This window comes from Janibacter massiliensis, assembly GCF_900289115.1.
Lineage (GTDB): Bacteria > Actinomycetota > Actinomycetes > Actinomycetales > Dermatophilaceae > Janibacter_A > Janibacter_A massiliensis.
In genome coordinates this window covers 1,236,508-1,250,871 of the sequence record NZ_LT985196.1, presented here as the reverse complement: position 1 = coordinate 1,250,871, position 14,364 = coordinate 1,236,508, and the positions used below count along the sequence as shown (strand labels likewise).

The 14,364-nt window shown below is 73.5% G+C and carries 14 protein-coding genes and 1 pseudogene; 3 read left to right on the top strand and 12 right to left on the bottom strand.

Annotation, left to right across the window (positions count from 1 at the left end):
* Nucleotides 1–26 precede the first annotated feature (26 nt).
* Nucleotides 27–1,169, bottom strand: coding sequence for a mannose-1-phosphate guanylyltransferase (locus tag DAA34_RS06085; protein WP_106818053.1), 1,143 nt, complete (start codon nt 1,167–1,169; stop codon nt 27–29).
* A 108-nt stretch (nt 1,170–1,277) separates the two neighbouring features.
* Here DAA34_RS06085 and DAA34_RS06080 point away from each other — a divergent pair, with 108 nt between their 5' ends.
* Both DAA34_RS06080 and DAA34_RS06075 read left to right on the top strand, forming a co-directional pair.
* Nucleotides 1,278–2,441: a glycosyltransferase family 4 protein gene (locus DAA34_RS06080; RefSeq protein ID WP_106818052.1), complete on the top strand. Its 1,164-nt coding sequence runs from the start codon at nt 1,278–1,280 to the stop codon at nt 2,439–2,441.
* An 8-nt stretch (nt 2,442–2,449) separates the two neighbouring features.
* On the top strand, nt 2,450–3,691 hold the full coding sequence (locus DAA34_RS06075; protein WP_106818051.1) for a D-alanyl-D-alanine carboxypeptidase family protein: 1,242 nt from the start codon (nt 2,450–2,452) through the stop codon (nt 3,689–3,691).
* Nucleotides 3,692–3,734: 43 nt separating this feature from the next.
* Here DAA34_RS06075 and DAA34_RS06070 read toward each other — a convergent pair whose 3' ends face one another.
* From DAA34_RS06070 to DAA34_RS06025, 11 genes and pseudogenes are all read right to left on the bottom strand, one after another.
* Entirely contained in the window at nt 3,735–4,247 is a 513-nt protein-coding gene (locus DAA34_RS06070) for a 2'-5' RNA ligase family protein (protein ID WP_106818050.1), read from the bottom strand.
* A 2-nt stretch (nt 4,248–4,249) separates the two neighbouring features.
* On the bottom strand, nt 4,250–5,275 hold the full coding sequence (trpS, locus tag DAA34_RS06065; protein ID WP_106818049.1) for a tryptophan--tRNA ligase: 1,026 nt from the start codon (nt 5,273–5,275) through the stop codon (nt 4,250–4,252).
* A 4-nt stretch (nt 5,276–5,279) separates the two neighbouring features.
* Entirely contained in the window at nt 5,280–5,600 is a 321-nt protein-coding gene (locus tag DAA34_RS06060; RefSeq protein ID WP_106818048.1) for a PqqD family peptide modification chaperone, read from the bottom strand.
* A complete protein-coding gene (locus tag DAA34_RS06055; RefSeq protein ID WP_106818047.1) occupies nt 5,593–6,465 on the bottom strand; it encodes a nucleotidyltransferase family protein in 873 nt (290 codons plus the stop codon). The genes DAA34_RS06060 and DAA34_RS06055 overlap by 8 nt, the downstream gene beginning before the upstream one ends.
* Nucleotides 6,455–7,885 (bottom strand): sugar transferase, encoded by a 1,431-nt coding sequence (locus DAA34_RS06050; protein WP_234354135.1) that lies wholly within the window; start codon nt 7,883–7,885, stop codon nt 6,455–6,457. Before DAA34_RS06050 ends, DAA34_RS06055 begins: the two co-directional genes overlap by 11 nt.
* 92 nt (nt 7,886–7,977) lie before the next feature.
* Nucleotides 7,978–8,310: a glycosyltransferase gene (locus DAA34_RS12670; protein ID WP_325027837.1), complete on the bottom strand. Its 333-nt coding sequence runs from the start codon at nt 8,308–8,310 to the stop codon at nt 7,978–7,980.
* Between the two features lie 283 nt (nt 8,311–8,593).
* A pseudogene (locus DAA34_RS12665) lies at nt 8,594–9,082 on the bottom strand (glycosyltransferase); the annotation flags it as partial.
* The gene (locus DAA34_RS06040) at nt 9,079–10,038 is read right to left on the bottom strand and encodes a GDP-mannose 4,6-dehydratase (protein ID WP_106818046.1); all 960 of its coding nucleotides are present in this window, start codon (nt 10,036–10,038) and stop codon (nt 9,079–9,081) included. The pseudogene DAA34_RS12665 and the gene DAA34_RS06040, both read right to left, overlap by 4 nt.
* Complete coding sequence (gmd, locus tag DAA34_RS06035; protein WP_106818045.1) at nt 10,035–11,021, bottom strand: GDP-mannose 4,6-dehydratase; 987 nt, start codon at nt 11,019–11,021, stop codon at nt 10,035–10,037. Before gmd ends, DAA34_RS06040 begins: the two co-directional genes overlap by 4 nt.
* Nucleotides 11,018–12,202, bottom strand: a complete 1,185-nt coding sequence (locus DAA34_RS06030) for an O-antigen ligase family protein (RefSeq protein ID WP_106818044.1) — start codon at nt 12,200–12,202, stop codon at nt 11,018–11,020. The genes gmd and DAA34_RS06030 overlap by 4 nt, the downstream gene beginning before the upstream one ends.
* The gene (locus tag DAA34_RS06025; RefSeq protein ID WP_106819869.1) at nt 12,199–12,765 is read right to left on the bottom strand and encodes an arsenate reductase/protein-tyrosine-phosphatase family protein; all 567 of its coding nucleotides are present in this window, start codon (nt 12,763–12,765) and stop codon (nt 12,199–12,201) included. Before DAA34_RS06025 ends, DAA34_RS06030 begins: the two co-directional genes overlap by 4 nt.
* Before the next feature lie 122 nt (nt 12,766–12,887).
* On the opposite strand from DAA34_RS06025, the gene DAA34_RS06020 reads away from it, so the two are divergent.
* Nucleotides 12,888–14,345: a polysaccharide biosynthesis tyrosine autokinase gene (locus DAA34_RS06020; protein WP_158707640.1), complete on the top strand. Its 1,458-nt coding sequence runs from the start codon at nt 12,888–12,890 to the stop codon at nt 14,343–14,345.
* The last annotated feature ends 19 nt before the right edge of the window (nt 14,346–14,364 follow it).

Sequence of the window (14,364 nt, the reverse complement as noted above, 5' to 3'; positions counted from 1 at the left end):
GGCGACGGGACGGGGCGGGCGGGCTCTCAGGTGAGGTCGGTGCGGCCGTTCTCCTTGAGACGCGCGACGACCTTCTTCACGTCCTGCGCGCGGTCGCGGGTGGTCACGAGGAGGGCGTCCGGGGTGTCGACGACGACGACGTCCTGCACCCCGACGAGCGCGACGAGCCGGTCCGTGCCGCGCAGGACGAGCCCGCTCGCGTCGATCGCCTCGACCTGCTCGGCGTCCCCGACCACCGTCAGCGACTCGTTCGCCCCCTGCGCGGTGAGGATCTCCCGCAGCGACCGGAAGTCGCCGATGTCGTCCCAGCCGAAGTCGCCGCGGACGACGGCGACGTTCCCCTCGTCGGCCGCGGGCTCGGCGACCGCGTGGTCGATGGCGATCTTCTCCAGGGCGGGCCAGACCGTCTCCAGCTGGTCCGGCTCGGCCGCCAGGCGCCGCAGTCCCGCGGCGAGGTCAGGATGCCACTGCGCGAGCAGGTCGAGCAGGGCGCTGGCCCGGACGACGAACATCCCGGCGTTCCACCGGAACTCCCCCGTCGCGAGGTAGCGCGCCGCTCGGTCGGCGTCGGGCTTCTCGACGAACTGGCGCACCTTCCGGGCCATCCGGGTGCCGCGGATGGGGGCGCCCATCTTGATGTACCCGAAGCCGGTCGAGGGGAAGGTCGGCTCGATGCCGATCGTCACCAGGCGTCCGGAGCGCGCCACGTCGACCGCCTCGCGCACCGCGTCGTGGAAGACCGGCAGGTCGCCGATGACGTGGTCGGCGGCGAAGGATCCGATGATCGCGTCCGGGTCCCGGCGCTCGAGCACGGCGGCCGCCCAGCCGATCGCGGCCATCGAGTCCCGCGGGGACGGCTCGCACAGCAGCTGTCCATCGCCCAGCCCCGGGAGCTGCTCGCGGACCGCCGCCTCGTGGACCGCCCCCGTGACGACGACGACCCGGTCGCCGACGACGGGCTCGAGCCGGTCGACCGTGGCCTGGATGAGCGACCGGCCGCTGCCGGTGAGGTCGTGAAGGAACTTCGGCGAGGAGGCCCGGCTCGCCGGCCACAGGCGAGTCCCCGCACCCCCCGCCGGGACGACCGCCCAGAACGACTCGACCCCTCGGCCCGTCGCGACGCCCTCCCCCGGCGCGCCCGGACCCGTGCTCACCCCGCTGTTCGTCATGGCCCAGACGGTAACGTCCCCAGCGTCCGACCTCGCGGCGACGGAACCTTCACCGGAGGGTCACCCCATCGTCGATCGCGGGCCATCGAGCCGGGAGATGCTGATCAGATGCGCGTTGCGATCGTCACGGAGTCGTTCCTGCCCCAGCTCAACGGCGTGACGACGAGCGTGTGTCGGGTCGCCGAGTGCCTGCGCGAGCAGGGCCACAAGGCGGTCATCATCGCCCCCGGCCCCGGCCCGAGCTCCTTCGCCGGCCACCTCGTCCGCACGATCCCCGGGTTCACCGTCCGCGGGTTCCGGGCCGGCATCCCCACGGCCGCCCTCACCCGCACGCTGCGCGACTTCAGGCCCGACGTGCTTCACGCCGCCTCGCCCTTCCTCGTCGGCGCGCGTGGTCTCCAGGCGGCCGAGCACATGGACATCCCCAGCGTCGCGATCTACCAGACGGACATGCCGAGCTACGTCCAGCAGCACGGTCCGGGTCCCATCGGTCGGGGGGCCGCGGAGATCACGTGGCGCTGGATCCGGGGCCTGCACGAGAAGGCCGGCCGCACGCTCGCCCCCAGCCAGCCGACGCTCGACGAGCTGCGCGCCCGCCGGATCCCGCGCACCGCGCTGTGGGGCCGGGGGGTCGACACCACCCTGTTCACCCCGAGGTGGAAGGACGACCAGGAGACGAAGGACCTGCGCCGCACCCTCGCCCCGAACGGCGAGGTCCTCCTCGGCTACGTCGGGCGGATCGCCCCCGAGAAGGAGCTGCACCGGCTCGTCGAGCTCGCCACGATCCCGGGCTCACGCATCGTCATCGTCGGCGAGGGCCCCAGCCGGACGGAGATCGGCGCGCTGCTGTCCGAGGCGGTGGCCCGGCAGTCCGGCCGCCCGAACCTGCCGCCGGTCTTCCTCGGCAAGCGCAGCGGGGAGGAGCTCGCCCGGGCGTACGCGGCCTTCGACGTCTTCGTCCACACGGGGACGAAGGAGACCTTCGGCCAGACCCTCCAGGAGGCCGCCGCGATGGCGCTGCCGGTCGTCGCCCCCGGCGTCGGCGGCCCGCTGGACCTCGTCGCCCACGGCGTCACGGGGTACCACTTCGACCCGGACCGTTCGGGCGACCTGCGGCGCTGGAGCACCGCCCTCGTCGAGGACGCCGCGCTGCGGGAGTCGATGGGTGCCGCGGGGCTCGAGCGGGTGCGGAACCGGTCCTGGAGCGCCCTCACCGAGCAGCTCGTCGGCCACTACGCGACGACGATCGACGAGCACCGCACCGCCGCCTGATCCTCCCCGTGCCCCGCACCGCCCGGCCACTGTCGCTGCTCGCCGCCCTCCTGCTCCTCGTCCCGGCCAGCGCCCCGGCACACGCCGTCCCCGCCCCCGCTCAGGCCGCGACGACGCCCGACCGGCGCCCGACGCTGCCGCGCCCGAGCATCGTGTGCGCCCCGCACTGCGTCGGCGGGTCGGCGATGTCGGCCCGGGGCGTCGTCTACCGCGGCTCCGGGGTGCCGGCGCCGCCACGGGTGAGGAACGTCTCCTGGATCGCCGTCGATCTCGAGACCGGGGAGGTCCTCGCCGCGAAGGCGCCGCACGCCCGGCTCCTGCCCGCGAGCACCCTGAAGATCCTCACGGCGCTCACGCTGCTGCCGGTGATCACGCCGGAGAAGCGCTACCGGGCGATGCCCTCGGACGTGCAGGCGGAGGGCACCCGGGTCGGGATCCTGCCGGGGAAGACGTACTCGGGTCGGGAGCTGTACGACGCGCTCCTGCTGTCCTCCGGCAACGACGCGGCGTACATGCTTGCGCGCGTCGCGGGCGGGCGGGCCAAGACCCTGCGGGCGATGAACGAGACGGCCCGCGAGCTCGGCGCCTTCGACACCGCCGCCGGCGACCCCTCGGGGCTCGACGCGCCGGGGCAGCGCACCTCGGTCTACGACCTGGCCCTCATCACCCGGGCGGCGATGGGCAGCCCCCGGTTCCGCGCCCACGTCGCGCGCCGGACGGCCCGCTTCCCCGCCGGGCCGGGGAAGGGTGGACGACGCGAGCGCTTCACGATCAGCAACCACAACCCGATGCTGTGGAACTACGCGGGGACCTACGGCGTGAAGAACGGCTACACCACCGCCGCGCAGCACTCCCTCGTCACGGTGGTCCGGCGGGGCGGCCGGTCGATCCTCGTCGCGCAGCTGCACGGCCTCGAGGGCGGTTGGCGGCCGGCCGCTCGGCTGCACACGTGGGCGGCCCGGTACGCCGGCCGGCTCCGGCCGGTGGGCACCCTCGTCGCCCCGGGCACGCCCGACCCGGCCGCCCCCGCGCCCGGGCCGACCACCCGGGCCTCCCGGGCGGGACGCCCCGCCGCGGCGCCCGTCGGCGGTCACACGGGGGTCGTCGCGGCCGACCGCCCGCCCACCGGGTCGCGGGATCCCGTGGTCAGGTCCTTCGCCTGGCTCGGTGGCGTCGCCCTCCTCGGCGTCGTCCTCGCCGGGGCAGCGCTCGAGCGGGGCCGCCGCACCGACCGCCGCGCTCGGGGCTGAGGCGGCGCCTGCGGCCGGGTCTGAGCCCTGCCGCACGCGTCGGTCACCCGCGCAGCTCCACCCGGCGATGGGTGCGCCACGCCCCGTCGCCGTCGTGGACGTACACCTCGAACGCGGTGACCTCGAACTCCGCGAGGAAGTCGGCGAGATCGTCGAAGGCGATGTCGAGCTGGTCGTCCGAGAGGTGGTGCCCGACGGTGACGTGCGGGTGGTAAGGGAAGTCGAGGTCCCGCGCGACCGGGCCGGAGCGCACGTCCCGCTCGAGCTGCTCGCACGCCGGTATCCCCCGTGCGACCTGCACGAAGACGACGGGCGAGACCGGCCGGAAGGTCCCCGTCCCGCGCAGCGTCATGACGAACGGCGCGTGCCGCCCACCGACCCCGTCGAGGTGCTCGAGGAAGGGCGGCAGCTGCGGGTCCTCGATCTCCGTGGGGGGCAGCAGCGTCACGTGCGGCGGCACCGCCCGGGCCTGCGGATCGCCGTAGACGGCTCGCTTGCGCCGCAGCGTCGTCCCCCACGGCTCGGGCACGGCGACGGCGACGCCGACGACGGGCACGGTCAGACCCCGGCCGCCAGCAGCCCGACAGCCTCCCGCACCCGATCCATCGTCGCTGCGGCGACGGTCCGGGCGCGCTCGGCACCCGCCGCGAGGATCCGGTCCAGCTCGGCGGGGTCGGAGGTGAGCTCCTCGATCCGCTCCCGGAACGGGGCCACCGCATCGACGACGACGTCCGCGACCTCACCCTTGAACGACCCGTAGCCCTGCCCCTCGAACCGGCGCTCCAGCTCGTCCACGGGAGTGCCGGACAGCGCCGAGTGGATGACGAGCAGATTGCTCACCCCCGGCTTCCCCTCGGGGTCGTAGCGGACCTCGCCCTCGCCGTCGGTGACCGCCGAGCGGATGTTCTTCGCGATGCGCTTCGGGTCGTCGAGGATGTCGATCATCCCCTTGGGTGACGAGGAGGTCTTGCTCATCTTCGCCGTCGGCTCCTGCAGGTCCATGATCTTCGCGGACTGCTTGAGGATGTGCGGCTCGGGGACGACGAAGGTCTCGCCGAAGCGCTGGTTGAAGCGGACCGCGAGGTCGCGGGTGATCTCGAGGTGCTGGCGCTGGTCCTCACCGACCGGCACGCGCTGCGCGTCGTAGAGGAGGATGTCGCCGGCCATGAGGACGGGGTAGGTGAACAGGCCGACGTTCGCCTTCTGCCCCTTGGCGACCTTGTCCTTGAACTGCGTCATCCGCTCCATCTCGCCCATCGCGGTCTGGCACGACAGGACCCACATGACTTCGGCGTGCTCGCGCACATGGCTCTGGCAGAAGACGGCGCACCGGTCCGTGTCGATGCCCGCGGCGATGTACTGGGCGGCGGTGAGCCGGGTGCGGCGCCGGACGACCTCCGGGTCCGTCGCCACGGTGAGCGCGTGCAGGTCGGCGACGAAGAAGTAGGGCTCGAAGTCGTCCTGCAGCCCGATCCAGCTCGTCAGCGCCCCGATGTAGTTGCCGATGTGGAGGGAGTCGCTCGTCGGTTGCATCCCCGAGAGGATGCGCGGACGGCTGGTCGGGGTCTGCGCCATGCCGGCCATTCTGTCAGCCGCCCGTGACGCGCTCTTCCGGCGGAGTCTCCACCCGGTCGAGGAGACCGAGGGCCTCGAGGTCGGCCAGGCACGCTCGGACGTCGGCGTCGACGCGCGCCGGGTCGAGCCCGACCGCCTGCGCGACCGCGGTCACCACCTCCTCGGCGGACCGTCCGGGCGCGACGTCGTGGACGATCGCGGCGGCCCCGTTGAGGTGGTGGATCGGCCCGTCGGGAAGGCGGGCGAGGAAGAGCACGCCGTCGTACGACGGGTCGCTGCTCTCGACCCGGGCGAGGTCGGCGGGGGCGGCGTAGCGGGTGGTGGGCTCAGCCACGGCGCCTCCGCACGCGGGCCGCCGCGACCTGCCGCAGCTCGCTCGTCGCGCGCCGGACCCGGCCGGCCTGGGCCTGCAGCACGTCGCGCGGCGTCGGACGGCGACCGAGCTCCATCGCGAGATGGTCGGTGTTCACGAGGGCCGCGCTGAGGATGATGCGCAGGGCGCTGCGGCGGTCCGGGGCTGCGGCGATCCGGGCGCGCCACTGCTCGGTACGCGTCGCTCCGGGAGCGAAGGACTGCCAGAGCGCGAGGTCGGGGGCGTCGCCGGGGTCGTCCCCGACCGCCACGGCGAACGCCATCCCGGCGTCGAGCTCGTCCCGCAGCGCGGCGACCGCGGCACGGGCCTCTGGGTCGGCGTCGTGCCACGCGGTCCGCACGTCCTGCTGCCCCTCCCACTCGGCCCCCCGTCCGGCGTGGAGGACGAGAAGCAGCGCCTGAGCCGCGATCGACGGGACCGGTACCTCGCGGTCGGCGACCGTCGTCGTGCCGCGGTCGCCCCACAGGCGGTCGAACGCGACCGACGGCGGGACCCCGAAGCCGGGGAAGTGCCGGTGGACGTCGACGTACCCGTAGACGCGGTGACGCAGCGTCGCTGCGTGCTCGAACACCGACCCGGTACGGAAGTCGGTGACGACGGCCCAGCCGTGGCGCCGCATGACGTCGATGAGCCAAGCGACGTGCTCCGGGCGCACGAGGACGTCGGCGTCGGTGCTGCCGCCCCGGTGCACCGCGAGGGAGGGATGCAGGACCGGGCCCTTGACGTGCAGGACGTCCGCCCCGACCTCGTCGGCCAGGTGCTGCGCCACCGCATGGGCGACGGCGACCCGGACGGACAGCGGGATGTCGACCCCGTCAGTAGGCACCGCGGCCCCCGACGACGGCGTTGAAGGTCCGGGCGAGGATCGAGAGGTCCTGGAGCATCGACCAGTTGTCGACGTAGTAGAGGTCGAGGCGGACGGTGTCCTCCCACGACAGGTCCGAGCGCCCCGACACCTGCCACAGGCCGGTCATCCCCGGACGGACCCGTAGCCGGCGCCGGACGTCCGCGCCGTACTCCTCGACCTCGCTCGGCAGCGGCGGCCTCGGGCCGACGAGGGACATCTCCCCGCGCACGACGTTGAACAGCTGGGGCAGCTCGTCGAGGGAGTACCGGCGCAGGAACCGCCCGGGTCGGGTGACCCGGGGGTCGTGGGCCATCTTGAACAGCACGCCGTCGGTCTCGTTCTGCTCCCGCAGCTCCTCCAGCGCCCGGTCGGCGTCGACGACCATGCTCCGGAATTTCAGGCACTCGAAGGTGCGCCCGTCGAGACCCACGCGCTGCTGCCGGAACAGGGCGGGCCCACGGTCGTGGAGGCGGACGGCGAGCGCCGCGGCGAGGAGGACCGGCGAGAGGAGCACGATCAGCGCGCTGGCCCCGGCGACGTCGAAGACCCGCTTGACCATCCGACGGGCCCGCGCGCTCTGGGGCGGTTCGACGTGGACGAGCGGCAGGCCCGCGACCGGGCGGATCGCCAGCCGCTCGCTCGAGACGTCGGTGAGGGCCGGGACGACGATCATCTCGACGTCGTGGGGCTCCATGGCCCAGGCCATCCGCCGGAACGCCGTCGCCGACGGGAACGACCCTTCGGCGAAGATCACCGCGCCGATGTCACCGCGGGCGACGAGGTCGGGCACCGCGTCCGGGGTGCCGAGGACCTCGATGCCGCCGGCGGTCCGGCCGGTGCCGGTCCCGCCGTCGAAGCGGGTGGGCACGAGCGCCCCGGCGACCTCATACCCCAGCCAGGACTCGCGCTCGAGGACCGCGGCGATGTCGTCGACCTTGATCGGGGTCCCGGCGATGAGCACCCGCTCGCGCATGACGCCCCGCTTGCGCGCGAGGTGGACGACCCGGTTGAGCAGGACCCGGCCGAGGACGAGCAGCGGCGTGCCGACCCCGAAGAGGATGACGTAGAAGGCTCGCGAGAGCGGGAACTGCAGGACGTAGCACCCGATCCCGACGATCGCGGCGAAGGTGAGCGACGCCAGGACGACCCGGGTGTAGTCGCTGGTGTCGGTGGCGTCGTTGCGGCGCGGATACCCGCCCCGCAGCCAGATGACGCACGCCCACCCCAGGAGCAGGGCGGGCGCAGCGGTCGCGGCGATCTGGCCGATGTCGTTGGCCCGACCGAGGAACGGCAGCGCCCCGCGCGCGAGGATCCCGAGCACGATCGTCAGGCCGATGAGGAGGGAGTCCACGAGGGCAAGGAGGGTTCGCGAGATGCGTCGGCTCGTGCCGAACCTCATGCCATCTCCTCGACGTCGTTCCTCGTGCGTGTCGTCACGAGCCCCGGGTCAGGGTAAGCAATGGCACTGACGATTACTGCCAATACCAGAAATCAGCCGAGGTCGGCGGCGATCTGCCTCAGCCGCTCGGCGAAGCGCTCCTCCCCGAAGCCGGCGGCGTGAGCCCGGATCGTGGGGGCATCCCAGGGGATCTGCTCGGCCGTGTCGATCCCGGCGGCGATCGCCCGCGGGGTCACCTCGTCGACGAAGACCCCGGTCGTGCCCTCCAGCACCGTGTCGAGGTACCCGCCACCCCGCAGGGCGACGGTCGGGACGCCGGCTGCCGCTGCCTCGAGCGGGGTGAGACCGAAAGTCCTCGAGGCTGGGGGCGAGCAGGCGACGGGCGTGGGCGTACACCCAGCGCAGCTGGGCGTCGGTGAGGTCACGCACGAGCCGGACGTTCGGCGGGGCGGTGGCGGCCAGCTCCTCCCGCAGCGGTCCGTCGCCGACGACGACGAGCCGGTGGTCGGCGCCCCGGACGGCCTCGATCGCCGCGTCCACGTTCTTGTACGGCAGCAGGCGCGACACGACGAGCAGGTACCCCTCCTCCGCCCAGCCGGAGAGCTCCGGCACGGGCGTGAGCGGCCCGTCGGCGTCGACCCCGAACGGCGGGGGCAGCACCTCGGCGTCGATGCCGTACGCCGCACGGATCCGGTCGCGGACGACCCGGGAGTTCGCGAGGTACCGGTCGGCACGGGCCGCGGCCGCGGCGTCCCAGCGGCGCAGCCACGGGTCGAGCGCCGCGAGCGCGATGCCCTTCGGGGAGCGCCAGCGGGGCCCGCCGAGATAGTTCTCGGACTGGTAGAGCCACCGCGCGGGGGCGTGGCAGTAGACGAGCACCGCGCCGTCGGTGTCGAACCCGTGCGCCCACCCGCTGCTGCTCGCGACGACGAGGTCGGCCTCGATCCGGTGGCGCGAGACGACCGGCGCGAGCACCGGCAGCGCCCGCCGGGGGTCGCGCCGCAGCGGGCCCACCCGCTGCAGCGGGGTCGTGACGACGTCGAGCTCGGCGAACTCGGGGTAGGTCCCGTCCGGCTCGTGGACCGAGGTGTGGACGGGAGCGCCGGGGAACGCGCGCGCGATCGCCAGGACGACCCGCTCGGCCCCACCACGCTGGGTGAGGTAGTCGTGGGCGATCGCGACCGGGGGCCGGCTCATCGCAGGTCGGCCTCGACCATCCGGGCGACGATCTCCACGAACCCCATGGTCGGGGCCCAGCCGAGCCGGGTGCGCGCCCGGGTCGCGTCGGCGACGAGCTCGGTCGCGTCGACGGGGCGGACGAACCGCGGGTCGATGCGCACCCGCCCGTCCCAGTCCTCGATCCCCACACGGGCGAACGCGGCGGCGACGAGCTCGCGCACCGAGTGCGAGCGGCCGGTCCCGATGACGTAGTCGTCGGCGGCCTCGTGCTCGGCCGCCCGGACCATCGCGTCGACGTAGTCCGGCGCCCAGCCCCAGTCCCGGCGGGCGTCGAGGTTGCCCAGCGCGAGGACCTCGTCCGACCCCTGGGCGATCCGCGCGACGGCCGCGGTGATCTTCCGGGTGACGAAGCTCTCCGGCCGCCGCGGCGACTCGTGGTTGTAGAGCACGAGGCTCGAGGCGTGCAGGCCCCGCGCGCGGTAGACCCCGGCGCACAGGTGGGCATAGGCCTTCGCGGCGCCGTAGGGGTTGACCGGGCGCAGCGGGGTCGACTCGTCCTGGGGCGCGGTGTCCGGCTGTCCGAAGATCTCGGCCGAGGACGCCTGGACGAAGCGCACGGGTGTCCCGGTCCGCTCCTGCACCCGCCAGGCCGCCTCCATGAGTCCGACGGCACCGACGGCGTTGATCCGCGCCGCCCCCCGGGGCCGCTCCCACGCGAGCGCGACCGAGGACATCCCCGCGAGGTTGTACAGGTGCTCGGGCGCGACGTCGGCGACGATCGCGTCGACCGCGTCGTGGTCGAGGATGTCCTGCCGGTGGAGCGCGACCTCGGCCGCCCCCTCGAACGTCGAGTGGGCGTCGTCGTCGGGTCGGACGAGCCCGTGGACCTCCCAGCCGTCGGCGAGCAGCCGTTCGGCGAGGTACCCGCCGTCCTGCCCGGTGATCCCCGTGATGAACGCCCGACGGGGGCTCATGCCCGGCCCCGCTCCACCTCGAGGTCGTGCTCGACCATCATCGCGACGAGCTCCTCGAAGCCGACGGTCGGCTCCCAGCCCAGCTTCTCCTTGGCCTTCGACGCGTCGCCGATGAGGAGGTCGACCTCGGCCGGCCGCATGAAGCGCGGGTCCTGGACGACCCGGTCCTGCCAGTCGGTGATCCCCACGTGCCCGAAGGCGGCGTCGAGCAGGTCACGGATGGAGTGGGTCTGGCCGGTCGCGATGACGTAGTCGTCGGCCTCGTCCTGCTGGAGCATCCGCCACATCGCCTCGACGTAGTCGCCGGCGAAGCCCCAGTCGCGGCGGGCGTCGAGGTTGCCCATCGAGATGGTGTCCTGCAGGCCGAGGCTGATCCGGGCGACGGCGCGCGAGACCTTGCGGGTGACGAACTCGGGGCCGCGCCGGGGGGACTCGTGGTTGAAGAGGATGCCGCTGCTCGCGTGCATGCCGTAGGACTCGCGGTAGTTGATCGTCATGTAGTGGCCGAAAACCTTGCTCACGCCGTACGGCGAGCGCGGCCACAGCAGGGTGGTCTCCTTCTGCGGGACGTCCTGCACCTTGCCGAACATCTCCGAGCTGCTCGCCTGGTAGAAGCGGATGCGGCTCGGGTCGTCGCCCGCGTGCAGCCGGACGGCCTCGAGCACGTTGAGGACGCCATTTCCCGTGACGTCGGTCGTGACGAAGGCGTTGTCCCACGAGTACGCGACGAAGGAGACCGCCCCGAGGTTGTAGACCTCGGTCGGGTCGGCGTTGCGCATCGCGCGCAGCAGGCTGGAGAGGTCGGTGAGGTCACCGGTGTGCAGCTGGACCTCGGGGACGACCTCGCGGACCAGCTGCTCCTTGGGGTTGTTCTGCCCGCGGATGAGGCCGTGGACCTCGTACCCCTTCGATAGGAGCAGCTCGGACAGGTACAGCCCGTCCTGACCGGTGATCCCGGTGATGAGGGCGCGACGGTCGGTCATGAGGTCTCCGTGGGGGTCGGTCGTGGCGAGGTTCCGGTGGGGCGGGCATCGGTCGCCGCGGCCGGGTGCAGGGCGAGGTGGAAGGCTGCGCCGAGCGCGACGGCCATGGGGAAGGCGAGGAGCACCTCGCCGAGGTTGAGCGCGCAGACGAGGACGGCGGCGACCGCTGCCTCGACCCACGAGCGGGTGTGCCCCTTGGGCGCCCGCCGGAGAAGGACGACGGCCAGCGCGACGAACCCGATCATCACGGCGTACGCCAGCCATCCGCCCTCGGCGCGGATCGCGAGGTAGCTCGAGTGGTAGAAGAACGTGTCGCCGTCGAGGTCGACGCGCGCCGTGCCCGGCCCGTTGCCGATCCACGGCGACAGCGCGATGTCCTCCCGCTCGATCTCGTAGATCCGCGCGCGGAGGATGTCGCTGCCCTCCCGGTCGGCGAACTGGCCCTCGGTGCGGAACTCCTCGGACCGTCCTTGGACGACCCACGCGAGGACGGCCGAACCGGCCAGGGCAGGCGTCCGCGGCAGGAGGCGGGTGGCGAGGACGACGACGGCGATCATCCCCAGGGCGAACAGCGACGTGCGCGACTGCGTGAGGTTCGTCCCGGCGACGATCAGGGCGACCAGGCCGAGGCGCGCCCACCACGACCGGTGGAAGGCGACGGCGATCGCGCCGAAGCCGACGAAGAACATCCCGGCGGCGTTGGGGTCGGCCATCCAGCCCGTGAGGCGGTCCCCGTAGCCCGCGTCGACGCCCGCGAACCACGACAGCAGCCCGATGAGGAGACCGACACCCAGGCCCCGGGCGAGCGAGAGCAGGTGCACCTTGCCGACGGCGATGAGGCACACGAACCCGCACCACAGCAGGACGTGGAGCATCCGGCGGACGGCGGTGACGTCGTTGACCAGCCCGCTCACGGCGAGCACGAGCGGCAGGAGCGCGATGACGGGGACGAGCCACGCCGAGGACCGCACCGGCATCGTCGTACGGCGGGTCAGCGCCCACGCGCAGATCCCCCCGGCGGCGAACTCCGAGAGCGGGAACCCGCCGGCCGACAGGCGGTCGAGCGGGAGGAGCACCGCGAGGAGGAACACGGGGATGACTGTCGACCGCTCCCGGCGCGCCGTCTCGGTGGCGCTGGCCGTCGGCAGGTCCCATGCGGTGAGGGCCGCGGGCGCGGTCACCCCGTGACCCCGGCGATCCGCGGGACCGTGCGCTCCAGACGGTCGACGAGGTCGTCCGCGCAGCGGCGGGCCGCCTCCGCCCCGCGGCGGTACGGGTCGACGACGTCGTCACCGGGGTCGGGGCGTCCCCCGGCCTGCCGGATCGCGCCGACGAGCTCCCGCCCGACGACGAACCCCGGGGTGGCCTCGCACGCCCGGTCGACCTGGCCGAGGGTGACGACCTTGCTCACGAGCCCCGGCCAGTCCTGCAGGAGCCAGTCACGGTGCTCCGTCGTCATCGTCACCACGAGGTCCGTGGCGCGGACGAGGTCGTGGGTCACCGGTCGGCTGCGGAACGGGGCGGGGTCGAACCCCCGGGAGGCCGCCTCCGCCGCCATCGCCTCGTCCATCGGCGCCGCGGACCAGCCGTGGGTGCCGGCGCTCGCCACCTCCAGGGGCCAGCTGCGCGACCGTGCCCACGACCGCGCGACGACGTGGGCGAAGGCCGACCGGCAGATGTTCGCCGTGCACACGAAGAGGACCCGCAGCGGCGGGTCCGGCGATGCGGAGGGATCGAACGGCATGGTGGCAGCAGCGTAGACGCCGCCGCGGTCGGCGTCCTGCCGTCACGCGGAAAGTCCCCACCCCGAACCGGAACGGTCTGTACCCTCACCCTGATCCCCCGATTCCTGACCAGGTAGGCCGCGTGACCGTCCTCGACTTCCTCCGCCTGACCCGGGCCAGCGCACGCCCGATCATCGTCTCCTCGCTGCTGTGCCTGGCCCTCGCCGCGCTCTACACGGCGACGAGGCCGGTGCAGTACACCGCCCGGTCGTCATCGATCGTCGTCGCCGGGTCGAACGACAGCGTCCCGGAGGCGATGTCGAGCACGGCCCTGGCGGAGACGAAGGCCGCGACGTTCCGGACACTCGCCGGATCGTCGCTCGTGGCCGAGCAGCTCGCGAAGGACACCAAGGACGGTCGGACCCCGCGCGGATCGTTCAGCGCGGTCCCCAGCAAGGCCGGCAACATCATCGTCATCGAGGCGACGTCGCCGACCCCGACCGACGCCCAGGAGCTCGCGAACGCCGCCTCGGACGCGCTCGCCACCCAGGCCGCACTCCTCGAGGCGAACTACGACCGGCGGGCGGTCGAGCGGAACGTCGCCCGGATGCGCCCGCTCCACGACGCCGTCGCGCCCGGGCGGCCGTCGTCGCCGAACTGGCCGGTCAACCTCGGCATCGGTCTGCTCGCGGGGATCCTCCTGGGGTACCTGTGGGGCCTCCTGCGCAAGCAGATCGACGTCCGCCTCCGCCACGCCGAGGACGCCGAGGAGCTGGCCGGGGCGAGCGTGCTCGCCGTCATCGCAGAGAGCGACGATCTCGCCAATCGGTCGAAGGACGGCGTCGACGACCTCGGGCAGGCAGCCGAGGCCATGCGCACCCTGCGGACCAACCTCCGGTTCGTCGACGTCGACAACCAGCCGAAGAGCCTCGTCGTCACGAGCGCGAACCAGGGCGAGGGCAAGTCGACGATCGCGGCGAACCTCGCCCGGGTCCTGGCGAAGGCCGGCCAGCCGACGGTGCTCGTCGACGGTGACCTCCGCCGGCCCCAGATCGCGAACGTCCTCGGCCTCGACCCGAGCGTCGGCCTCACCGAGCTGCTCGCCGGGCACGTCCCGCTCGAGGTCGCCCTCCAGGAGACCGACCAGCCCGGCCTGCGCGCCATCGCCAGCGGACGCATCCCCCCGAACCCGAGCGAGCTCGTCGGCTCCCAGCGGATGCGTCGCCTCCTGGAGGAGCTCGGCCGGGACGCGTTCGTCGTCCTCGACGCCCCGCCCCTGCTGCCGGTGACCGACGGCGGTCTCCTCACGGCCCAGGCCGACGGCGCGATCCTCGTCATCCACACCGGTCAGACCCGCAAGGAGCAGCTCGAGCTGTGCCGGAAGATCCTCGACCAGGTCGGGGGTCGGCTGTTCGGCGTCGTCATGAACCGCGCGCCGAAGAAGGGGCTCGGGGCGGTCATGTACGGCTACGGGTACGGCCAGGGCGGGTACGGGAAGACGTACGAGTACCGCGCGCCGGAGACCGCGCCGCCCGGGCGGAAGTCGCGCCGCGAGGCGAAGGGCGCCAAGAGCGTCCGGCGGCGGACGACGGTCGGCTGAGGCCGAACCCCGCGCCGCG